The following is a 20,830-nucleotide window of genomic DNA, read 5'->3' on the forward strand; positions in this document are numbered from 1 at the left end:
GCGTGGGACAAGACACCCGAAAGGGTTACTCATGTCGCGCTCCTCACCTCGGTCCAATGCCACCAACGATCGGCTGCCCATCCGACTGAGCCGTGACCGGCGCGGCGCGGCGTTGATCGAGTTCGCGCTGCTGCTGCCGTGCCTGCTGAGCCTGGTCATGGGCGTGCTGTGTTACGGCCAGTATATCTGGCTGGCGCACGGCGTGCAGTCGGCCGCGAACAATGCCGCGCGCGCGATCGTCGGCGGAATGACGCCGGCCGAGCGACTTACATTGGCGCAGGCGGCGGTCGCGAGCGAGGTGGCGAACGGCCCCGGGCTGCAATCCAGTCAGGTCGCGTTGACGATCGAGGAGGGCGGGGCGCGCGCGACCGTCAAGCTGCGCGTCGACGCGCGCGCGCTGACCCTGCTGTCGAGCGGATTCGTGCCGCTGCCGGAGCCGATCGTCGAGCGGCGCGCCGTGGTCGCGCTGAGTGCGTTGTGATGGCGCGCGCGCGCACGAGCCTGCGCCGGTTGTGGCGCGAGCGGCGCGGCGGCGTGGGGGTGTTCGTCGCCTGCGCGATGCCGCTGCTCGCCGGTTTCGCCGCGTTCGCGGTCGATTACGGCACGATACAGCTCGATGCGAGACGATTGCAGGGAGTCGCCGACGGCGCGGCGCTGGCGGGCGCGGCGGCGGGCGACGCAACTCGCGCGGACGCGGCGGCCCGCGCGCTGGTGGCGGCGAGCTGGGCGCGGGCGAGCGTAGTGCGCACCGTGTCCGGCCGCTACCGCGCGGACGCGGGGATCGCGCCGGCGCAGCGCTTCACCCCTGACGTCGGTGGCGACGCGGCGCAGGTGCAGGTGGCGACCGACTCGCCGACCTTCTTCGCGCAGGTGTTCGGCATCCGATCGGTGCGGATCGTGCGGCAGGCGACGGCGCAGCGACGCGCGGCGGCGAGCTTCTCGGCCGGCTCGCGGCTGGTCGGGCTCGACGGGGGCGTGCTGAACGCGCTGCTGTCGGGGCTGACCGGGCGGACGGTCACGCTCGGCGTGCTCGACCACCGCGCGTTGGTCGAGTCGAACGTCGACCTGTTCGCGCTGTTCGACCGGGTCAGGGTGCGCGCGAACCTGTCGGCCGGGAGCTACGCCGACCTGCTCGCGGCGGACGTGCGGGTGTCGGACGTGTTCGCGGCGCTGAACGAGACGCTGAGCGCGTCGGGGGAGGCAAGCGCGGCGGGCGCGGTGTCGCGGGTCAATGGCGCGGTCGGTGCGCAGACGATCAAGCTGGGCGCGCTGATCGACGCCGGGCCGCTCGCGCGGCAGGCGGGGGGCGGAACGGGGGTCGCGCGGGTGCCGGTGCTGCCGTTCATGACGACGCTGCTGGAGGCGGGCGGGGCGCGGCAGTTGCGGCTCGACCTGGGCGCGACGGTGCCGGGCGTCGCGTCGACCAAGCTGATGGTCGCGATCGGCGAGCGCGCGCAATCCTCGCCGTGGCTGACGGTGACCGACCGCGGCGAAACGGTGGTGCGCACCGCGCAGGCGCGCATCTACGCGCAGACGCGGCTGGCGCCGACGCTGCTGCCGGGATTGTCGAGCCTGGTGTCGATCGACCTGCCCTTGTTCGTCGAGGCGGCGTCGGCGGAGGCGCGGCTGCGCGCGATCGAGTGCGATGCCAGCCCTGCGGCGGCGACGGTCGAGGGGCGGGTGGGTCCGCTGGAGGCGGCGATCGGAACGGTGGACGAGCGCCGGCTGGACGATTTCTCCCGCCCGATCGTGCCGGCGAGCGCGCGTCTGCTCGACACCTTGCTGGTCGACGTGACCGGCAGCAGCCGCGTCTCGCTGGGCGCCGCGGAGCCGTGGCAGGCGCGGCGCTTCACGCGCGCGATGATCGACGCGGGTCAGGTGGAGACGATCCGCGCGTCAACGATGACGCAAGGCGTGGCCGCGTCGCTGATCGCGCAGGCGACGCTGCGCGTCAGCCTGCTCGGCCTGCCGATCCCGATCGACCCGCTGCTGCGCGGGATCGGTCAGGTGCTGTCGGCGGTCGCGGGGCCGATCGACCTGCTGCTGGGCGCGGTGACGGGTGGGCTGGGCGTCGGGATCGGGGAGGCCGACCTGCGGGTCAACGGCCTGCGGTGCGGCAGCGCGGTGCTGGTCGGCTGACGCGGGCGGACGCGGCGTGGCGGGGGGCGGCGACGCTGATTGTCGGGACGGTGGGTCGATCGATGGGGGCGCGATGGCGCGTGACGACCGATCGCCGGCGTGTGCCCCTTCTGTTCGCGCGGGCGCGCGCCTATAGTCGGTCGCATGGCCGACGATCTCTTTGCTTCATCCACCGCGACCGTCGGCAGCTACGATGCCTCGTCGATCGAGGTGCTGGAAGGGCTGGAGCCGGTCCGCCGCCGCCCCGGCATGTACGTCGGCGGGACCGACGAGCGCGCGCTGCATCACCTGGCGGCCGAGGTGCTCGACAATGCGATGGACGAGGCGGTCGCGGGGCACGCGACGCGGATCGAGGTGACGCTGGAGCCGGGCAACCGGTTGACGATCACCGACAACGGGCGCGGCATTCCGGTCGACCCGCACCCCAAGTTCCCGGACAAGTCGGCGCTGGAGGTGATCTTGTCGACGCTCCACTCGGGCGGCAAGTTCGCGGGCAAGGCGTACGCGACGAGCGGCGGGCTGCACGGCGTCGGCGTGTCGGTGGTGAACGCGTTGTCGGCGGAGACGGTGGTCGAGGTCGCGCGCGAGCGGCAATTGTACCGGCAGCGGTTCAGCCGCGGGCAGACGGTCGGCGCGCTGGAGCACGTCGGCGCGGCACCGAACCGGCGCGGGACGACCGTCTCGTTCGTGCCCGATCAGGAGATTTTCGGGCCCGAGCTGAGCTTCAAGCCGGCGCGGTTGTACAAGCTGGCGCGGTCGAAGGCGTATCTGTTCGCGGGCGTCGAGATACGGTGGAAGTGCGCGGCGTCGCTTATCTCCGACGATACGCCAGCGGAGGCGGTGTTCCAGTTTCCGGGTGGGCTCGCCGATCACCTGCGCGAGCAGCTGGGCGGGCGCGAGTGCGCGACCGCGGACGCGTTCTCGGGCACGCAGGACTTCCCCGATGGCGCGGGCGGGGTGAAGATGGGCAAGGTCGAGTGGGCGGTCGCCTGGCCGCTGTGGAGCGAGGGCAGCTACAGCTGGTATTGCAACACGATCCCGACCCCCGACGGCGGCACGCACGAGCAGGGATTGCGCCAGGCGCTGGTGCGCGGGCTGCGGCAGTTCGGCGAACTGGTCAACAACAAGCGCGCCAAGGAGCTGACCGCGGACGACGTGATGGTCGGCAGCGAGTTGATGCTGTCGGTGTTCATCCGCGACCCGCAGTTCCAGAGCCAGACCAAGGACCGGCTGACCAGCCCGGAGGCGGCGGGGCTGGTCGAGAAGGCGGTGCGCGACCATTTCGACCATTGGCTGGGCCACAACATGGAGCGCGGTCGCGCGCTGCTCGGTTACGTGCTGGAGCGGATGGACGAGCGGCTGCGGCGCAAGCAGGAGCGCGAGGTCAAGCGCAAGACGGCGACGAGTGCGAGGAAGCTGCGGCTGCCGGGCAAGCTGACCGACTGTTCGGCCGACGCGCCGGCGGGGACCGAGCTGTTTATCGTCGAGGGCGATTCGGCGGGCGGCAGCGCGAAACAGGCGCGCGACCGCAAGACGCAGGCGATCCTGCCGATCCGCGGCAAGATCTTGAACGTCGCGAGCGCCACCAGCGCCAAGATCCTGGCGAATCAGGAGATCGCCGACCTGGGGCTGGCGCTCGGGTGCGGGACGCGCAAGGACTGCGTGGCGGATAATCTGCGCTACGAGAAGGTCATCATCATGACCGACGCGGACGTCGACGGCGCGCATATCGCGACGTTGCTGATGACGTTCTTCTTTCAGGAGATGCCCGACATCGTGCGGCGCGGGCATTTGTACCTAGCGCAGCCGCCGCTCTACCGGCTGACGCACGGCGCGAAGAGCCTGTACGCGCGCGACGACGCACACCGTGCCGAACTGGAGCGGACCGCATTCCGCGGCAAGAAGGTCGAGGTCGCGCGGTTCAAGGGGCTGGGCGAGATGAATCCGGGGCAGTTGCGCGAGACGACGATGGACCCGGGGTCGCGCGCGCTGATCCGCATCACGCTGCCGCAGGAATATGAGGAGCGCGCGGGCGTGAAGGACCTGGTCGACCGGTTGATGGGGACCAACCCGGCGCACCGCTTCGCGTTCATCCAGGAGAATGCGGCGCGGCTGGACGAGGAAGCGATCGACGCCTGACATGGCGATGTCGCACCAGTGACGTGCGCGCGCGTCGCGCCGGTTGTGCAGCGCAACCGGGCTTTGTACTAGCCGTGGGATGCGGTCGTTTCGCGACCGGCGTTCTCGGCCACGTGCGGGCCGGCTGCTAGGAGCCGACGATTGAGCCTGTTGTTGTGGACCAGCGTATCGGTCGCCGCGATGACGCCGAGCGCGTTCGAGGTCGCGCTGTTCGCCGATCAGCCGCCGGTGAGCGCGTCGGTGGCTGCTCCGGCGATCGCACCGCAGGCGTCATCCGCGGCGAGCAGCGAGGCGGAGCCCGAGATCGTGCCGCCGCCGGTCGTGCCGACGCTGCCGCCCGCGCGCGGCCGGGACGGCGCGGCGCCGGGCGGCGACATCGTCGTCACCGGCGAGCGTCGCGGGCTCGCGCCCGATCCGCTGCGCGGGGTCAACGAGACGTCGTTCAAGGCGACGCAGGCGGTCGACGGCGCCATCACCGGTCCGGCCGCGCGCGCGTACAAGAAGACGCTGCCGCGCGAGATACGCAACGGCATCCACAACTTCCTGTACAATTTTCGGGAACCCGTGGTGTTCCTGAACTTCGTGCTGCAGCACAAGATCGGCAAGGCGGCCGAGACGTTCGCGCGGTTCGCGATCAACACCACCGCGGGTGTCGCGGGCATCTTCGACGTCGCCAAGAAGAAGCCGTTCAAGCTGCCGCGGCGCAGCAACGGGTTCGCCAATACCCTGGGCTTCTACGGCGTGCCCAACGGACCTTTCCTGTTCCTGCCGATCACCGGGCCGACGACCGTGCGCGACCTGTTCGGCGGCGCGATCGACCGGCTGATCCTGCCGTTCACCTTCGGCAGCCGCGTGACCAAGCCCGAGTTCGTGATCCCGTTCGCGACGCTGAGCGTGCTCGACCACCGGTCGGAGTTCGACGACACGCTGAAGAAGCTGCACGAGAACGTCGACGATCCGTACGCCAACTCGCGGACTTTCTACCTGCAACGCCGCCAGGCCGAGATCGACGCGCTGAAGCGCGGCGAGGCGCTGGTCGGCGGCATGACCGAGCCGCCCGCGGACGTGGACGCGCGCGGGCGACCGATCCGCGCGGAGGAGCCGGCGGCGGATGTGCCCGCGCCGGCGGACGCGCCCGCCGCGCAGCCGCTACCCGCGGGTGACGCGCCGCCTGCCGAGCCGGTGCCGGCTGCCGCGAACGACAATGGCGGCGGCGCGGCTGCGGCGGGTGACGCGGTTGCGCCGGCCGCGGTCGACGCGGAGCGGGTGCCCGCGGCCTGAGCGGCGATTTAACACGCGCCTTCTCGTTACCCCGGACTTGATCCGGGGTTCCGCTTATCGGGCGGGTGGGAGGAGGCAGCGGGATCCCGGATCAAGTCCGGGATGACGGTGCTTTGGTATTGGTTGCGATCAGGCAAGCGCCTCGCGCTTGGTGCTGCGGTAGAGCCACCACACCAGCGCGAGGAACAGGATCGTCCCGCCGATCAGCGCGAGGTGGGTGAAGGCGGGGCCGACGACCGCGAGCGGCGCGTCGCTGCCCGTCGCGGCGACGATGCCCGCGAACACGACCTGCCACAGCGACTCGCCGACGATCATGCCGGTGGCGACCAGCACGCCGAGACGCCGCGCGAACTCGGCGTCGCGGGTGCGGTCAGCCCAGCGGTCGTAGAGGTGGCCGACGACCGCGCCGATCGTGACGGGCAGGATCACCGCCATCGGCAGGTAGATGCCGATCCCGATCGCGAGCGGGGGTAGCCGGAGCCGGCCCGCGCGCCCGAGAGCTGCGTCCATCGCGATGAAGAGGACGCCCGCGACCGCGCCCCAGCCGAGCATCGACCAGTTGAGATTGCCGCCGAGCACACCCTGCGCGAGCGCGGAGATCAGCCCGGCCTGCGGCGCGGCGAGCGCGTTGGGGCCGGCGCCGGGCGCGCCCGCGAAGCCGAACGCGGTCTGGAGCAGGTCGAGCACCGGCGCGATCACGAGCGAGCCGAACACGACGCCGATGATGAGGGCGACCTGCTGCTTCCACGGCGTCGCGCCGACGAGTTGCCCGGTCTTCAGGTCCTGAAGGTTGTCGTTCGCGATGGTGGCGATGCCGAACACGATGCCGGTGACGATCAGCGCGTAGGCGACCAATGCCTGCGTCTGCGCGGGCGCGACGTCGCGGCCGACGAGCAGCAGCGAGGCGGCGAGGACGGCCAGGATGCCTATTCCCGAAACGGGCGAGTTGGACGCGCCGATCAGCCCCGCCATGTAGCCGGTGACCGCGGCGATCATCAGCCCGACGACGACGACGAACACGAGCGCGCCCGCGACCAGCAGCGCCGCGGAGCCGGCGAGCGGACCGCCCGACAGCACGCTCCACAACAGCCACGTGATCGGCAGCAGGATCGCGAGCGCGCCGCCTGCGACGATGCCGATCGGCAGGTCGCGCTCCTCCAGCGCGAGCGTCTCGCCACCGGCACGCGCCACGCTGGCGGCGAGCGCGCCGCGGATGCCGCCGACGACCGGCCCCGCGATCCTGAGCAGGGTCCAGATCGCGGCGACCCCGATCACTCCGGCGCCGAAGAAGCGCACGTCCTGGCGGAAGATTGTGCTCGCCCATTCCTCGACCCCGAGGGTTGAGGGCGCCTGCGCGGTCAGGAACGGCAGCAGGATGAACCAGCCGGTGACGAGGCCGACCGCCTGCGCCAAGCCCACCGACAGCCCGACGAGGTGCCCGACGCCGAACAGCGCGAACGACAGCCCGCCAGCGATCCCGGTCGCGCCCGAGCCGACGCGGAACCAGGTCGCGGCCTCCGCGGCGGCGAGCTTCATCTGCGTCAGGATCGCGAACAGCGCGGACACGACCGAGCCGCGCACCAGCACGCGCAGGCCGGCCTCGCTCTCCTTCGCGCCCGCCTGCGTGTTCGATCCCGCCTGCAACACCTCGGCCGCGGCGCGGCCCTCGGGGTAGGGCAGGTCGCCGCCGACGACGAGCGCGCGGCGCAAGGGAACCGAGAACATCACGCCCAGGATGCCGCCGGTGGCGGTGATCGCGCTGGTCGTCCAGAACGGAAAGCCGCTCCACCACCCGATCATGACGAGGCCGGGCAGCACGAACACGATCGCGGCGAGCGTGCCCGCCGCCGAGGCGATCGTCTGCACGATGTTGTTCTCGAGCATGTTGGCGCCGGGCAGGAAGCGCAGCACCGCCATCGAGATCACCGCGGCGGGGATCGAGGTGGCGAAGGTCAGCCCGACCTTGAGCCCGAGATAGGCGTTGGCGGCGGTGAACAAGAGCGTAATGACTCCGCCCAGCACGATGCCGCGCAGCGTCAGTTCGGGCATGCCGGTCGGGGCGGCGGGAGCGGTGGTCGGGGCTGCGCTGGGGCGGGTCATGCCACCGTCATCGCGGTCGTCGCGCCGCAATGCAACCGGATGGGTTCTCGCATGGCGGCAACCGTGCGAGGACTATCGGCGGCGGTAGTCCGCATCGTTGACGGGTTCGAGCCACGTCACCGCGCTGCCGTCGACGCTCTCCTGCACCGCGATGTGCGACATCGCGCTGTCCGCGCTGGCGCCGTGCCAGTGGCGTTCGTCGGGGGCGAAGCGGACGACGTCGCCGGCGTGGATCTCCTCGATCGCGCCACCCTCGCGCTGGACCCAGCCGCGGCCGAAGGTGACGATCAGCGTCTGGCCGAGCGGGTGCGTGTGCCAGTTGGTGCGCGCGCCGGGCTCGAAGGTGACGTGTGCGCCCGCCACCCGCGACGGGGCCTCGGCGGCGAACAGCGGGTCGATCCGGACGATGCCGGTGAACCAGTCCGCGTTGCCCTTCGTCGATGGCTGGCTGCCGCTGCGGGTGATCTGCATGTCGATTGCTCCGTGGTGGTCGCCGACCAACGCGCGGCGGCGGCGAAGGTGCGCGCGCTCGACACCCGCGCGGTGCTCGCTTAGGCGATGAAGCGGAGCGCAAGAGGGGCGAAGAGCATGGCGGATACGCTGAAGGTGGCGCTGGCGGGGCTGGGCGTGGTGGGCGGCGGCGTGATCCGCCTGCTGGACGAGAATCGCGAGCTTATCGCGCGGCGCGCGGGGCGGCCGATCGAGGTTGTCGCGGTGTCGGCGCGCGACCGCAGCAAGGATCGGGGAATCGACCTGTCGCGCTTCGCCTGGGTCGACGACACGACGCAGCTCGCCGCGAGCGACGCCGACGTGGTCGTCGAGCTGGTCGGCGGGGCGGACGGCCCCGCGCTGGCGCTCGCGCGCAAGACGCTGGCGGCGGGCAAGGGGTTCGTCACCGCGAACAAGGCGATGCTGGCGCATCACGGGCTGGAACTGGGCGCCGCGGCGGAGAAGGGCGGCGTGCCGCTCAAGTTCGAGGCGGCGGTGGCGGGCGGCATTCCGGTCATCAAGGGATTGCGCGAGGGCGCGGCGGCGAACGCGATCGGGCGCGTGACCGGCATCCTGAACGGCACGTGCAACTTCATCCTGAGCCGGATGGAGGCGGAGGGCCGCGACTTCGCCGACGTGCTGGCGGAGGCGCAGGCGCTGGGCTTCGCCGAAGCCGATCCGTCGTTCGACATCGACGGAGTGGACGCGGCGCACAAATTGTCGATCCTGGCGAGCATAGCGTTCGGCACCCGGCCCGCGTTCGGCGACGTGGCGGTCAGCGGCATCCGCCACGTGCTGGCGGCCGATATCGCGGAGGCCGCAGCGCTCGGCTACCGCGTGCGGCTGGTCGGGGTGGCGGAGGCCGGACCGAACGGGCTGTTCCAGCGCGTCCACGCGCATCTGGTGCCGGCCGACCACCCGCTGTCGCACGTGACCGGCGCGACCAACGCGGTCGTGGCGGAGGGCAATTACGTCGGCCGCCTGCTGTTCCAGGGCGCGGGCGCGGGCGCGGGGCCGACCGCGAGCGCGGTGGTCGCCGACCTGATCGACATCGCGCGCGGCGAGTTCGGCCCGGCGTTCGCAATGCCGGTCGACGCGCTGTCGGCGAGCGAGGCGGCGGACAGCGGCGAGCGGCGCGGTCGCGCCTATCTGCGCTTCACGGTCGCGGACCGCGTCGGGGTACTCGCCGAGATCGCGGCGGCGATGCGCGACGCGGGCGTGTCGATCGAGAGCCTGATCCAGCGCGGCGCCAATCCGGGCGGCGACGTGCTGGTCGCGATCGTCACGCACGAGGGGCCGGAGCGCGCGGTCGCGGCGGCGCTGGAGCGGCTGCGCGGATCGCAGAGTTTGGTGGGCGATCCGATGTGGATGCACATCTTGGGGTGAGGTGAGGGCGGCAGGTCGCCTGCGCTCTTTGGGATCACGCCGGACTTGATCCGAGAGCCCTCTTGGCTGCGCGGGAGGAGTAAGAAGCGGAATTCCGGATCAGGTCCGGGATGACGGTGGAGGGGGCGGCGTGCCGTGTCGCACCTACCCACCCCCGGCCCTCCCTTTCAGGGAGGGGAGCAGAAGAGGTGGTGCGTCGGATACGAGAAGGCCGCGGCGTCCCCCCCGGAGCCGCGGCCTTGGTGTCCGAACACGCTGGAACGAATAGGTTCGGGTCAGGCGACCTCGGCCGCGACCACCTCGTCGGGTTCGCGCAGCACGTAGCCGCGGCCCCAGACGGTCTCGATGTAATTCTCGCCGTCGCAGGCCATGCTGAGCTTCTTGCGCAGCTTGCAGATGAACACGTCGATGATCTTGAGCTCGGGCTCGTCCATCCCGCCGTAGAGGTGGTTGAGGAACATTTCCTTGGTGAGCGTCGTGCCCTTGCGCAGGCTGAGCAGCTCGAGCATCGCGTACTCCTTGCCGGTCAGGTGCACGCGCGCGCCGTCGACCTCGACCGTCTTGGCGTCGAGGTTGACCGCGAGCTTGCCGGTCTTGATGACCGACTGCGAGTGGCCCTTGGAGCGGCGGACGACGGCGTGGATGCGCGCGATCAGTTCCTCGCGGTGGAACGGCTTGGTGACGTAATCGTCGGCGCCGAAGCCGAAGGAGCGGACCTTGGAGTCCATCTCGTTGACGCCCGACAGGATCAGCACCGGTGTCGACACGCGCGCGACGCGCAGCTTCTTCAGCACGTCGTAGCCGTGCATGTCGGGCAGGTTGAGATCGAGCAGGATGATGTCGTAATCATACAGCTTGCCGAGGTCCAAGCCCTCCTCGCCCAGATCGGTCGAGTAGACGTTGAAGCCCTCGGTCGAGAGCATCAGTTCGATCGCCTTGGCAGTGGTCGGCTCGTCTTCGATCAAGAGTACGCGCATCTGCTGTTCCCCGGTTGCCAGACCCGCGCCGCGTCCCTGATCGGGTGCGAGTCTGCCAGATAAATTAACTATCCGCCTTCTGAACGCAAAAGGTTAATTCAGACTTAAGCGCGATCGTTCATTCATCTTTTCGTCGCGGAACCGGGAAGCGCAGCGTGCCCATGGCGGTGAACAGCCGCCGCTCGCGCGTGGTCGGGATGTCCTCACCCAGCATCTCGCGCAGGTACAGGCTGCGCGTGAGCGTGAAGGCGACGACCAGGATGCCGCCGGAGAAGAACAGGCCGAACAGCCCGAACACCGCGCCCGTGCCGATGATCGCGAACAGGCTGAGCGCGGGCGGGATCGAGATCACGCGGCTGGTGACGAAGGGAGTTACAAAATTGGTCTGCACGACGCGGACGATCGCGAACACAGCGAGCGCCCAGATCAGCTGGTCGGTCCCCTGGGTCGCGGCGAGGCCGAGCGCGGGGAGCATCGCGGCCAGCGGACCGACATAGGGGATGAACTCGCTGATCCCAGTCAGCAGGCCGAGCAGCGCGGGCGAGGGAACGCCGGCGATCCACAGCCCGATGCCGACCATCGCGCCCATCGCGGTCATCTGGATCAACTGTGCGCGCAGCCACAGGAGGAGGGTCGAGCCGACGTCGCCGAGCGCGTCCTCCGCCGCGGCGCGCTTGGTCGGCGGCACCAGCAGCAGCGCGCCGCGCTCGTACACCTTGGGGTCGACCGCGAAGAAGATCGCGCCGAACAGCACCAGCACGGCATTCAGCAGCAGCTCGCCCGCGCCGCGCGCGAGGCTGCCGATATCCTGCGCGACGCGGCTGCCCGCGAAGGCGGCGCGCGCGGCGTCGGCGACCTTCGCACCGACGGGCGAGCGCGACATGTAGTCCTGCAGGTTGTCGATCAGCCCGGGCAGCGAGACAACGAGCGTGTTGACCTGTTGCCGGAACTCGACCCCGAACAGCCAGCCGAGCAGCGCCAGGAAGCCGAGGACCGAGGCGACGCCGAGCCCCAGCGCGACCTTGGGGCGTATCCGCAGGTGGGTCTGGTACAACTCGGCGATCGCGTGGATGACGATCGCGATCAGCATCGACCCGAAGGCGAGGATGAGCAGGTGCCGGGCGAGGTACAGCGCGGCGACCACCGCGACGATCGCGATAAGCCAGAACACGCGCCGAATGAAGCGCGCGTCGTCCGCGTCGGGGCTGAGACGGTTCACGCGGCGCGTCGGGATCGTTGCATGAGCGACACAACGTGCGTCGGCGCAAAAGGTGACGCGGCTTCGATGCGGTCAACTTGGTGGATGCAGGGTCCGACTCGAATCGTCGCCCCGGACTTGATCCGGAGTCCCGATTTCTCGCCGGGGTGAGAGAAGAAGCGGGATCCCGGATCAAGTCCTGGATGACGGTGGTGGAGCCGGGCTGGGCCGACGCGGCCTAAATGTGGATTGGGCGGTCGTAGGCGGCGAGGACGCTCTCGTGCATCATCTCGCTGAGCGTCGGGTGCGCGAACACCGTTTCCTGCAGTTCGGCCTCGGTCGTCTCGAGCTGGCGCGCGATGACGTAGCCCTGGATCAGCTCGGTCACCTCGGCGCCGACCATGTGCGCGCCGAGCAGCTCGCCGGTCTTCGCGTCGAACACGGTCTTCACGAAGCCGTCCGCCTCGCCGAGCGCGATCGCCTTGCCGTTGCCGATGAAGGGGAACTTGCCGACTTTGACCTGGCGGCCGCTCTCCTTGGCCTTGGCCTCGGTCAGCCCGACGCTCGCGACCTGCGGGCGCGAGTAGGTGCAACCGGGGATGTTCCACGTCTCGAATGGGTGCGGCTTCTCGCCAGCGATCGCCTCGACGCAGACGATGCCCTCGTGACTCGCCTTGTGCGCGAGCCAGGGCGCGCCGGTCACGTCGCCGATCGCGTACACGCCCTCGACGTTGGTGCGGCCGTAGCCGTCGACCTTGATCTGCCCGCGCTCGGTGGTGATGCCCAGCTCCTCCAGCCCGATGTTCTCGGTGTTGGGAACGATGCCGATCGCGACGACGACGTGGCTGTAGTCCTCGGTCTTGGACTGGCCGTCCTTGCCCTTGATGGTGGCCTTCACGCCGCCCGCCGACGTGTCGATCTTCTCGACGCCCGCGCCGGTGACGATGCGGATGCCTTCCTTGGTCAGGCGCTTCTCCATAAAGGCGCTGACTTCCTCGTCCTCAACGGGAAGGATGCGTGGCAGCATCTCGACCACGGTCACCTCGGCGCCCATGTCGTTGTAGAAGGACGCGAACTCGATCCCGATCGCGCCGGAGCCGATAACGAGCAGCTTGGTCGGCATCTCCTCGGGCACCATCGCGTGGCGGTAGGTCCAGATGCGCTTGCCGTCGGCCTTGGCGAACGGCAGGTCGCGCGCGCGCGCGCCGGTGGCGATCATGATGTGGCGGGCGGTCAGCTCGGTCGTCTTGTCGTCCTGCGTGACGGAGAGCTTACCCTTGCCCGAGAGCTTGCCGACGCCCTCGTGGACGGCGATCTTGTGCTTCTTCATCAAGCCCTTGACGCCGGCGTTGAGCTGCCCCGCGACCTTGCGGCTGCGATCGACGATCTTGCCGAGGTCGAAGCCGATGTTGTCGGCCTTCAATCCGTAGTCGGCGGCGTGGGTCATGTAATGGTAGACCTCGGACGTGCGCAGCAGCGCCTTGGTCGGGATGCAACCCCAGTTGAGGCAGATGCCGCCGAGCCGCTCGCGCTCGACGATCGCGACCTTCATGCCGAGTTGGCTCGCGCGGATCGCGGAGACGTAGCCGCCCGGCCCCGAGCCGAGCACGATGAGGTCGTATTGGTCAGCCATTTGCGTAAACTCCCGGGCTCGTCCGCCCTGTTCGCTCGCATCGCCGGCGCGGGCGATGCCGTTTGATCCGATATAGGGTGCGTGCGGCCCGAGGTCAGGCGTCGACCGGGCGCGGGCGGCGGTCACGGTCGATCGCGACGAAGGTGAAGTGCGCTTCGGTCACCTTGCGCGTCGTCTCGCGGTGGCGGTCGCGCGCGTGCGCCTCGACCGCGATCGTCATGGAGGTGCGGCCGACCTTGACGATCTCGGCGTAGACGCTGACCTCGTCGCCGACCCGGACGGGGGCGTGGAACTTCATGCCCTCCATCGCGATCGTGACCGCGCGGCCCTTGGCACGGCGCGCGGCGACCAGGCCGGCGGCCGAGTCCATCAAGCTCATCAGCCAGCCGCCGAAGATGTCGCCGTAGGCGTTGGTGTCCGCAGGCATGGCGGTGACGCGCATCGCCGGGTCGCGGAAGGGCAGGTCGGACTGCTGCTGTTGCTCCGTCACGTCATTCACCGCGCACTCTCCACACTTCGCGCGCGCTCAGCACGCCCATCGCCAGCATCGTGGCAGCACCGACCAGCCAGATCGTCTGATACCCTTGCGGGTAGCTCCACGCCGCGCCCCAGAAGACGAGCGCGGTGAAGCCCAGCCCGAGCAGCCCCCAGGCGATCTCGCGGATCACCGGATTGAGCTCGAGCGGGGTGACGTGGCGCCGCATCATGGGCGTGCTCAGGCGAGCATGCCCAGCGGGTTCTCGACCAGGTTCCTGAACGCCTGCATCAGCTCCGCGCCGTCCGCGCCGTCGATCGCGCGGTGGTCGAAGCTGCCGGTCGCCGACATGATCGTGGCGACGCCGAGCGCATTGTCCTCCATCACCCACGGGCGCTTCTCGCCCGCGCCGACCGCGAGGATCATGCCCTGCGGCGGGTTGATGACCGCCTCGAACTGCTTGATCCCGAACATGCCCATGTTGCTGATCGACGCGGTGCCGCCGGTGAACTCCTCGGGCTTGAGCTTCCTGTCGCGCGCGCGGGCGGCGAGGTCCTTCATCCGGGTCGAGATGCTCGACAGCGAGGCGGTGTCCGCCTCGGTGATGACGGGGGTGATCAGACCCTCCGGCGTCGACACCGCGACCGAGATGTCGGCGCGCTTGAAGGTGACGAGTTCGTTGGGCGTGAACATGACGTTGCACTTGGGCACCTGGATCAGCGCGGCGGCAAGCGCCTTGATCATCAGGTCGTTGACCGACAGTTTGACCCCACGCGCCGACAGGCTGGCGTTCAGGTCGCCGCGAAGCGCCAGCAATTTGTCGAGGCGCACGTCGACGGTCAGGTAGATGTGCGGCACCTGCTGCTTCGACTCGGTCAGGCGGCGCGCGATCGTCTTGCGCATGTTGCTGAGCTTGGTCGTCTCGTGCGGCACGTCGGGGATCTGCGGTGCGGCGGCGGGTGCGCTGGCGGCAGGGGCGGGGGCGCTCGGCGCGGGCTGCGACGCCGCGGTCTCGGGAGCGGAAGCGGCGCCGGGCTTGGCCTGCTCGACGTCGGCCTTGACGATGCGGCCGTTCGGGCCGGTGCCGGTCAGTTGCGAAAGGTCGAGACCCTTGTCGGCGGCGAGGCGGCGCGCGAGCGGGCTCGCCTTCACGCGGTCGCCGTCGTTCGCCGAGTTCGTTGGCGCAGGCGCGGGGGTGGACGGCTGCTGCTCGTCGCGCGCGACCTGGTCGTCGGCGGGCTTGCCGTGATCCTCGTGCGTGTCGCCCGCGGGCGTCGCTTCGCTGCCGGTCTTGTTGGGGTCGGCGGGCGAGGGGCGGGGCTCGCTCTCCTTCGCGGCGGGGGCGGGCGTCGACTCGCCCGACACGCTGCCCGCATCCTCGCCGTCCTCGGCGAGCAGCGCGATCACCGCGCCGACCTTCACGCCGTCGGTCCCCTCGGACACGGTGATCTTGGCGATCGTGCCCTCGTCGACCGCCTCGAACTCCATGGTCGCCTTGTCGGTCTCGATCTCGGCCATGATGTCGCCGGACTTCACCGTGTCGCCTTCCTTCACCAGCCATTTGGCGAGCGTGCCTTCCTCCATCGTCGGGGAAAGGGCAGGCATCTTGATCTCGATCGGCATGGCAAACCTTTGCGCGAATGCTTTCCTGGGGATGCGCGCGTCTCTCGCCCCCTGGCACCGTAGCGTCAAGCCCGCCGCTCGATGAGCAACGCTTGGCGCGCGCGGTAAAGCCTAGTAGCTTGGTAGGTGAGAAAGGCTTCGCTCCATGCGCATCTACCTGACCGTGATCGACGACACGCCCGAGGCACAGATCGCGCTGCGCTTCGCCGCCAGGCGCGCGGTGAAGACCGGGGGCGGGGTGGAGATACTGGCGCTGATCCCGCCGCAGGAGTTTATCGCGTTCGGCGGCGTGCAGGCGACGATCGAGGAGGACCAGCGCCGCCACGCCGAGGGGCTGGTGCAGCGCGCGGCGGGGACGCTGCTGGAGGAATCGGGTTTGCGCCCGTCGCTGACCGTGCGCAGCGGCGACGGGGCCAAGGTGATCCGCGAGTTGATCGCGGCCAATCCGCAGATCGCGGCGCTGGTGCTGGGCGCGGCGGCGAGTGGGGCGCCGGGCGAGCTGGTGTCGCATTTCGCCGCCGACGCGGGCGGGCTGTCGGTGCCGCTGATGATCGTGCCCGGCGGGCTCGACCGCGAGGCGATCGACCGGCTGAGCTGATCGGTGGCGAAGGCGCTTCGCTAAGTAGAGACAGGCGGGCGGGGGTTGAGCGCGGGCGCGTTCGCGGCCACAACCCGCGGGCATGAACCGTTCGATCCTGCTCGCCGCCCTGTCGCTGTTCGCCATTCCTCCCGCCGCCGCCGCGCCGCGCGATATGCCGTCCAAGGAGCGGATGCGCGCCACCGTCGAGAAGCTCGTCTCGTTCGGCACGCGCCACTCGCTGTCGTCGGCGACCAGTCCCAACCGCGGCATCGGGGCGGCGCGCAGCTGGACCGCGGCGCAGTTCGCGACGCTGTCGCAGGGCTGCGGCGGGTGCATCACCACCGAACGGCTGTCGCGCCGCTTCACCGGTCCGCGCGCGCCGGACGGCGTAGTGATCGAGGACGTGCTGGGTATCCAGCCGGGGACTGAGCCGGGCCGCTACGTCATTGTCGGCGCGCATATCGACAGCCGGGTGACTGACGTGATGAACGTGACCAGCGACGCGCCGGGCGCGAACGACGACGCGTCGGGCGTGGCGCTGGTGCTGGAAGCCGCGCGCATCCTGTCGAAGACGAAGCACCGCGCGACGATCGTCTACGCCGTCTTCTCGGGCGAGGAGCAGGGATTGTGGGGCGCGACGCTGCTCGCCGAGACGGCCAAGGCGCGGGGGTGGCAGGTCGACGCTATGCTGAACAACGACATCGTCGGCAACTCGGTCGGGCAGGGCGGAGTGGTCGACGCCAACCGCGTGCGCGTCTTCTCCGAGGGGATACGATCGAGCGAGTCGCTGGCGGAAGGGATGGAGCGGCGCGGGCTGGGCGGCGAGGACGACGGGCCGAGCCGCGCGCTGGCCAAGGTGATCGACGGCGTCGCCGACGCGCTGCCGGGCAGGTTCGACGTGGTGCTCGACCGCCGGCCCGACCGGTTCGGGCGCGGCGGCGACCATGAGCCGTTCCTCCGCCAAGGCTACCCGGCGGTGCGCTTCTCGGTCGGGGCGGAAAATTGGGATCGGCAGCACCAGGACGTGCGCACGGAGAACGGGCGCGTGTTCGCCGACACGATCGAGGGCATGGACTTCGACTATCTGGCAAAGGTGACCGCGATCAACGTCGCCGCGATCGCGCGGATCGCGGACGCGCCGGCGGCCCCGGCGAGCGCGTCGGTGTCGGGCGCGCTGACCCGCGACACGACGGTCAAATGGGCGCCGGTGCCGGGAGTCGCGGCGTACAAGGTGCGCTGGCGGATGAACGACCGGCAGGACTGGACCGACGCGAAGACGGTGACGGGGGCGACCACGACGCTGCTGAAGAACGTGCCGCTCGACGACCATTTCATCGGGGTGAGCGCGGTGGGCGCGGACGGGGCGGAGAGCCTGGTGACGTTCGCGGGGCGCGACCGGGGTTGAGCGCGGAAGGTGAGGCTAAGGTGAGGCCAAGGCGCACGCCAAACCTGGGCGACGGCTGCCTAGGTCCAAGTGATGCATAACGTGCGGGGATGACGGAACGGTCGCGCGTAGGACAGTGAGAATCAGTCGGCCCGTTCAAAACGACGACGCCGCCCGGCCGGTGATCGGCGGAGCGGCATCGCGATCGTGTCAGGCGCTGCGCGTCAGCAGTTGCACTTGCCCTTGTAGCGATAGCCCTTGGCGTGGCCGTAGTCGGCGTCCTCGTACACTTCTTCCTCCACCACGCTCGACCCCGCCCCGCCCGAGACGGTGACGGTGACGGTGGTGATCGTGGTGCCGGGATAATACCATCCGTTGGCGTAATAGCCGGCCGAGCCGGCGGTGCTCGACGTCGTGACGACCGCGCCGTTGCCCGCGACCACGGCCGGCCCGGGATAGCCGATGCGCGGCGCGGGGCCGTAGCCGCCGGGTGCGGGATAGCCCGCACCCTCGGTGGTGTAGCGCGTCACGCCCGAGTAGGTGGTGCCGGCGTAATCGCCGCCGTAGCTGCCCTCCTGATAGGCGACGACGGGCGCGCCGCCGCTGGTGGCGTAGCCGCGACCGGACGCGGCGTAGCCGGCGCCGGGTGCGCCATAGCCGGCGCCCGGCGCGGGGTAGGGCGCGCCGTAGCGCGGGCCGCCCGGCGGCGCGACGGGCACGCGGCCGGCGCGGTCGTTGCGATCGATCTCGCGCCCGACCAGCGCACCAGCGCCCGCGCCGATCGCGGTGCCGAGCAGGTGGTTGCCGCGCCCGGCGATGACGTTGCCGGCGACACCGCCCGCCACGCCGCCGATCACCGCGCCCCCCAAGCCGCCGTCGCGGTCGCGCGTCGGGCCGTAATAACCGTTCGCGTAGCCGTTGTCGTACGCGCCACCGGCGTAGCCGCCCGCGGCATAGTCGCCGTCACGGTAGGTGTAGTCGACGTCCGAACCGTCGAACTGGTCCCAGCCGATGCCGCCGACGCTGTCGTACACCGACCCGCGCCCGTCGACGAGCACTGCGTCGTCGTAGTAGCGCGACCAGGTATAGCCCGTCGGCGGCGCGTAGAGGCCGTAGCCCGACCAGTCGTTGATGAAGAAGTTGGGCGACACCCAGTAGCTGGGCAGCACGTAGCCGCGCATCGGGCGGCGATAGGCGCCGTAGCCGCCGGGCGCGCGCATGCCGCCCCACCAGCGATTGTTGATGTGGCCGCCCCAGCGCGGACGGTTGACCTGGTGCGTGCCCCAGCCGCCCGGGCGCGGCATGTGAACGCCGCCAGGACGGGGCATGTTCACGCCCCCCGGACGGGGCATGTTCACGCCGCCGGAGCGGATGGGGGCCATGCCGCCGCGCGGGCCGGCCTGTGCGGGGGCCGCGGCAATCGTGGCAGCGGTGGCGGCGATCATCAGCAAGCGCATGGCCGTTCATTCCCTGTAAAGGTGATGCGCTACCGAACGCGCTTCACGTTTACCGGTTGCTTACCAAGTCGGTGATCGTCTCACCACTGCAACGATCGTCCCGGATTGGTGCAGCCGCGGCTAGGGCATCAACCAGGTCTGTTAGCGATTGCGGGGCCTGCGCTTGTGGCTCGGTGTGGGGGAAGGAAGAAGAAAGCGGGATTCCGGCTCAAGGCCGGGATGACGGGGGTGGGTGGATCGTCGGCGTGGTCGCGTTTGACGCGAACCGATGCCGTGACGGGTGACAGGTCAGGCGGCCGCGCCCGCGATGCGGGGGGCGAGCAGCGCCACCAACCGTTCGCAGCCGGCGGCGTCTTCGGCGTCGAATCGGCCGGGCTCGGGGCTGTCGAGGTCGAGCACGCCCACCAAGCGGTCGCCGACCGTGATCGGGACGACGAGTTCGGACGCGCTGGCGGCGTCGCACGCGATATGGCCCGGAAAGGCGTGAACGTCGTCGACGCGCTGCGTTTGCCGCGTCGCGGCGGCGGTGCCGCACACGCCCTTGCCCAGCGCGATGCGGATGCACGCGGCCTTGCCCTGGAACGGGCCGAGCACGAGCTCGTCGCCCGCCGCGCGGTAGAAGCCGGCCCAGTTCAGGTCGGGCAGATACTGCCAGATCAGCGCGGCGGCGTTGGCCATGTTGGCGACCGTGTCGGGCTCGTCGGCGGTCAGCGCGTCGAGTGCGGCGTGCAGGTCGTGGTAGAGTTCGGTCTTGGAGCCGGCGGCGATGTCGAAGGCGTACATGGCCACGCAATTAGGCGCGGGCGCGGCGGAGTGCCAGAGTGCCGAGCGCCGGCGCCGGGTGGGCGATTGACCGCGCGCGGCGCGGCGGCCTAGCATCGGCCGCGGGGGTGCAGGCATGTACAGCGAGAGCGAGGTTCAATCCGCGGTCGAGGCGGGCGCGATCAGCCCGGCCGCCGCCGCGGCACTGCGCGACCATGTCGCGGCCTTGCGCCGCGCGCCGGCGGTCGACGAGGAGCAGTTCCGGCTCGTCACCGGCTTCAACGACATCTTTGTGACGATCGCCTGCCTGCTGGTGGTGTTCGCCGCCGCGGCGGTGGGCGCGACGGTGGCGGGCGCGGCATCCGCCGGACTGCTGGTCGCGGCGGCGGCGTGGGGGATGGCGGAGGTCTTCACGCGTCGGCGTCGCATGGCGCTGCCGTCGATCATCCTGTTGCTGACCTTCGTTACCGCGATCGGGAGCGTCGCGGCCATCGCCTGCGCTGCGTTGCTCGGCGGAGGAGACGGCGGCCAGCGACAGATCGCCGCGATCATGCTGGCGGGCGCAGCGGGCGCGGGGTTGGCTGCGCTGCTGCACTGGCGGCGGTTCAGGGTGCCGATCACGATCGCGGCGGCGATCGGTGCGCTGGTGCTGTTCGTGCTCGCGCTCGTTGGTACCATCCGCGGCGATGCGAGCGATGATGCGGCGGTGATCGCGGCGGTGGCGCTGGTCTGCGGCATCGGGGTGTTCGCCTACGCGATGTGGTGGGACATGTCCGATCGCGCGCGCACGACGCAGCGATCGGATGTCGCCTTCTGGTTGCACCTGGTCGCGGCGCCGTTGATCGCGCATCCCTTGTTCTACTGGATAGGAGTGACCCGCGGCGAGGGCATCGGCGTGGGCGGCGCGATCGGCGTCCTGGCGGTGTACCTGTTGTTCGCGGTCGTGGCGCTGGCGGTTGATCGCCGCGCGCTGCTGGTGTCGGCGCTGGCCTATGTGCTGGCCGCGATGGCGCAGCTGTTTCGCAGCTACGGCGCGATCGAGTTGAACGTCGCGCTGACCGCGTTGGTGATCGGCTCGGCGCTGCTGTGCCTGTCCGCGTGGTGGCATGCGATACGGGTCAGGTTGCTCGCGCTGTTGCCCCCTGATTGGCGCGCGCGGTTGCCGGTCGGCGGCCTGACGGTCGGCACCCGACCAGCCGACGGTTGA

At 70.4% G+C, this 20,830-nt stretch carries 18 protein-coding genes; 8 read left to right on the top strand and 10 right to left on the bottom strand.

The genetic code is table 11. The annotated features are described in order from the left end of the window. Nucleotides 1-31: 31 nt before the first annotated feature. The 4 genes from ACFDS6_RS05760 to ACFDS6_RS05775 all read left to right on the top strand — a co-directional run bounded on the left by ACFDS6_RS05760 (nucleotide 32) and on the right by ACFDS6_RS05775 (nucleotide 5,559). The gene (locus ACFDS6_RS05760; RefSeq protein WP_375271162.1) at nucleotides 32-481 is read left to right on the top strand and encodes a TadE/TadG family type IV pilus assembly protein; all 450 of its coding nucleotides are present in this window, start codon (nucleotides 32-34) and stop codon (nucleotides 479-481) included. Further along, nucleotides 481-2,139: a pilus assembly protein TadG-related protein gene (locus tag ACFDS6_RS05765; RefSeq protein WP_375271163.1), complete on the top strand. Its 1,659-nt coding sequence runs from the start codon at nucleotides 481-483 to the stop codon at nucleotides 2,137-2,139. Before ACFDS6_RS05760 ends, ACFDS6_RS05765 begins: the two co-directional genes overlap by 1 nt. Nucleotides 2,140-2,283: 144 nt before the next feature. Further along, nucleotides 2,284-4,278: a DNA topoisomerase IV subunit B gene (parE, locus tag ACFDS6_RS05770; RefSeq protein WP_375271164.1), complete on the top strand. Its 1,995-nt coding sequence runs from the start codon at nucleotides 2,284-2,286 to the stop codon at nucleotides 4,276-4,278. A gap of 141 nt (nucleotides 4,279-4,419) precedes the next feature. Beyond that, nucleotides 4,420-5,559, top strand: a complete 1,140-nt coding sequence (locus ACFDS6_RS05775) for a VacJ family lipoprotein (RefSeq protein ID WP_375271165.1) — start codon at nucleotides 4,420-4,422, stop codon at nucleotides 5,557-5,559. Between the two features lie 129 nt (nucleotides 5,560-5,688). On the opposite strand, the gene ACFDS6_RS05780 is transcribed toward ACFDS6_RS05775, so the two are convergent. Both ACFDS6_RS05780 and ACFDS6_RS05785 read right to left on the bottom strand, forming a co-directional pair. Continuing rightward, complete coding sequence (locus ACFDS6_RS05780; RefSeq protein ID WP_375271166.1) at nucleotides 5,689-7,659, bottom strand: OPT family oligopeptide transporter; 1,971 nt, start codon at nucleotides 7,657-7,659, stop codon at nucleotides 5,689-5,691. 72 nt (nucleotides 7,660-7,731) lie between these two features. Then, on the bottom strand, nucleotides 7,732-8,130 hold the full coding sequence (locus ACFDS6_RS05785) for a cupin domain-containing protein (RefSeq protein ID WP_375271167.1): 399 nt from the start codon (nucleotides 8,128-8,130) through the stop codon (nucleotides 7,732-7,734). A 117-nt stretch (nucleotides 8,131-8,247) separates the two neighbouring features. Between ACFDS6_RS05785 and ACFDS6_RS05790 the strand changes: the two genes are divergently transcribed. Further along, nucleotides 8,248-9,534, top strand: coding sequence for a homoserine dehydrogenase (locus ACFDS6_RS05790; protein WP_375271168.1), 1,287 nt, complete (start codon nucleotides 8,248-8,250; stop codon nucleotides 9,532-9,534). Nucleotides 9,535-9,809: 275 nt separating this feature from the next. Here the strand turns inward: ACFDS6_RS05790 and ctrA are convergent, their stop codons facing one another. The 6 genes from ctrA to ACFDS6_RS05820 all read right to left on the bottom strand — a co-directional run bounded on the left by ctrA (nucleotide 9,810) and on the right by ACFDS6_RS05820 (nucleotide 15,440). Further along, nucleotides 9,810-10,511 carry a response regulator transcription factor CtrA gene (gene ctrA / locus ACFDS6_RS05795; RefSeq protein ID WP_375271169.1) on the bottom strand — a complete coding sequence of 234 codons (702 nt, stop codon included), beginning with the start codon at nucleotides 10,509-10,511 and terminating at the stop codon, nucleotides 9,810-9,812. A 118-nt stretch (nucleotides 10,512-10,629) separates the two neighbouring features. Then, nucleotides 10,630-11,730 (bottom strand): AI-2E family transporter, encoded by a 1,101-nt coding sequence (locus tag ACFDS6_RS05800; protein ID WP_375271170.1) that lies wholly within the window; start codon nucleotides 11,728-11,730, stop codon nucleotides 10,630-10,632. 217 nt (nucleotides 11,731-11,947) lie between these two features. Then, nucleotides 11,948-13,342: a dihydrolipoyl dehydrogenase gene (gene lpdA, locus ACFDS6_RS05805; RefSeq protein ID WP_375271171.1), complete on the bottom strand. Its 1,395-nt coding sequence runs from the start codon at nucleotides 13,340-13,342 to the stop codon at nucleotides 11,948-11,950. Nucleotides 13,343-13,436: 94 nt separating this feature from the next. Beyond that, nucleotides 13,437-13,784 (bottom strand): acyl-CoA thioesterase, encoded by a 348-nt coding sequence (locus tag ACFDS6_RS05810; protein ID WP_174193803.1) that lies wholly within the window; start codon nucleotides 13,782-13,784, stop codon nucleotides 13,437-13,439. 49 nt (nucleotides 13,785-13,833) lie between these two features. Next, entirely contained in the window at nucleotides 13,834-14,049 is a 216-nt protein-coding gene (locus tag ACFDS6_RS05815; RefSeq protein WP_375271172.1) for a hypothetical protein, read from the bottom strand. A gap of 8 nt (nucleotides 14,050-14,057) precedes the next feature. Further along, nucleotides 14,058-15,440: a pyruvate dehydrogenase complex dihydrolipoamide acetyltransferase gene (locus ACFDS6_RS05820; protein ID WP_375271173.1), complete on the bottom strand. Its 1,383-nt coding sequence runs from the start codon at nucleotides 15,438-15,440 to the stop codon at nucleotides 14,058-14,060. 145 nt (nucleotides 15,441-15,585) lie between these two features. Here ACFDS6_RS05820 and ACFDS6_RS05825 point away from each other — a divergent pair, with 145 nt between their 5' ends. Both ACFDS6_RS05825 and ACFDS6_RS05830 read left to right on the top strand, forming a co-directional pair. Further along, on the top strand, nucleotides 15,586-16,038 hold the full coding sequence (locus ACFDS6_RS05825) for a universal stress protein (protein WP_375271174.1): 453 nt from the start codon (nucleotides 15,586-15,588) through the stop codon (nucleotides 16,036-16,038). 82 nt (nucleotides 16,039-16,120) lie between these two features. Continuing rightward, nucleotides 16,121-17,425, top strand: a complete 1,305-nt coding sequence (locus ACFDS6_RS05830; RefSeq protein WP_375271175.1) for a M20/M25/M40 family metallo-hydrolase — start codon at nucleotides 16,121-16,123, stop codon at nucleotides 17,423-17,425. A 203-nt stretch (nucleotides 17,426-17,628) separates the two neighbouring features. On the opposite strand, the gene ACFDS6_RS05835 is transcribed toward ACFDS6_RS05830, so the two are convergent. Both ACFDS6_RS05835 and ACFDS6_RS05840 read right to left on the bottom strand, forming a co-directional pair. Continuing rightward, on the bottom strand, nucleotides 17,629-18,861 hold the full coding sequence (locus ACFDS6_RS05835; RefSeq protein WP_375271176.1) for an RcnB family protein: 1,233 nt from the start codon (nucleotides 18,859-18,861) through the stop codon (nucleotides 17,629-17,631). Between the two features lie 288 nt (nucleotides 18,862-19,149). Further along, a complete protein-coding gene (locus ACFDS6_RS05840) occupies nucleotides 19,150-19,644 on the bottom strand; it encodes a GAF domain-containing protein (protein ID WP_375271177.1) in 495 nt (164 codons plus the stop codon). 115 nt (nucleotides 19,645-19,759) lie between these two features. Here ACFDS6_RS05840 and ACFDS6_RS05845 point away from each other — a divergent pair, with 115 nt between their 5' ends. Next, a complete protein-coding gene (locus tag ACFDS6_RS05845; protein ID WP_375271178.1) occupies nucleotides 19,760-20,830 on the top strand; it encodes a hypothetical protein in 1,071 nt (356 codons plus the stop codon).

This window comes from Sphingomonas sp., from assembly GCF_042095875.1.
Taxonomy (GTDB): Bacteria; Pseudomonadota; Alphaproteobacteria; order Sphingomonadales; family Sphingomonadaceae; genus Sphingomonas.

What these genes read in the sequence shown, in the direction of transcription:
- ACFDS6_RS05810 (WP_174193803.1), bottom strand. Translation starts at nt 13,784, where the DNA reads ATGCGCGTCACCGCCATGCCTGCGGACACCAACGCCTACGGCGACATC.
- ACFDS6_RS05780 (WP_375271166.1), bottom strand. Translation starts at nt 7,659, where the DNA reads ATGACCCGCCCCAGCGCAGCCCCGACCACCGCTCCCGCCGCCCCGACC.
- ACFDS6_RS05820 (WP_375271173.1), bottom strand. Translation starts at nt 15,440, where the DNA reads ATGCCGATCGAGATCAAGATGCCTGCCCTTTCCCCGACGATGGAGGAA.
- ACFDS6_RS05845 (WP_375271178.1), top strand. Translation starts at nt 19,760, where the DNA reads ATGTACAGCGAGAGCGAGGTTCAATCCGCGGTCGAGGCGGGCGCGATC.
- parE (WP_375271164.1), top strand. Translation starts at nt 2,284, where the DNA reads ATGGCCGACGATCTCTTTGCTTCATCCACCGCGACCGTCGGCAGCTAC.
- ACFDS6_RS05840 (WP_375271177.1), bottom strand. Translation starts at nt 19,644, where the DNA reads ATGTACGCCTTCGACATCGCCGCCGGCTCCAAGACCGAACTCTACCAC.
- ACFDS6_RS05830 (WP_375271175.1), top strand. Translation starts at nt 16,121, where the DNA reads ATGAACCGTTCGATCCTGCTCGCCGCCCTGTCGCTGTTCGCCATTCCT.
- ACFDS6_RS05785 (WP_375271167.1), bottom strand. Translation starts at nt 8,130, where the DNA reads ATGCAGATCACCCGCAGCGGCAGCCAGCCATCGACGAAGGGCAACGCG.
- ACFDS6_RS05790 (WP_375271168.1), top strand. Translation starts at nt 8,248, where the DNA reads ATGGCGGATACGCTGAAGGTGGCGCTGGCGGGGCTGGGCGTGGTGGGC.
- ACFDS6_RS05835 (WP_375271176.1), bottom strand. Translation starts at nt 18,861, where the DNA reads ATGCGCTTGCTGATGATCGCCGCCACCGCTGCCACGATTGCCGCGGCC.
- ACFDS6_RS05815 (WP_375271172.1), bottom strand. Translation starts at nt 14,049, where the DNA reads ATGATGCGGCGCCACGTCACCCCGCTCGAGCTCAATCCGGTGATCCGC.
- ctrA (WP_375271169.1), bottom strand. Translation starts at nt 10,511, where the DNA reads ATGCGCGTACTCTTGATCGAAGACGAGCCGACCACTGCCAAGGCGATC.
- ACFDS6_RS05760 (WP_375271162.1), top strand. Translation starts at nt 32, where the DNA reads ATGTCGCGCTCCTCACCTCGGTCCAATGCCACCAACGATCGGCTGCCC.
- ACFDS6_RS05825 (WP_375271174.1), top strand. Translation starts at nt 15,586, where the DNA reads ATGCGCATCTACCTGACCGTGATCGACGACACGCCCGAGGCACAGATC.
- lpdA (WP_375271171.1), bottom strand. Translation starts at nt 13,342, where the DNA reads ATGGCTGACCAATACGACCTCATCGTGCTCGGCTCGGGGCCGGGCGGC.
- ACFDS6_RS05765 (WP_375271163.1), top strand. Translation starts at nt 481, where the DNA reads ATGGCGCGCGCGCGCACGAGCCTGCGCCGGTTGTGGCGCGAGCGGCGC.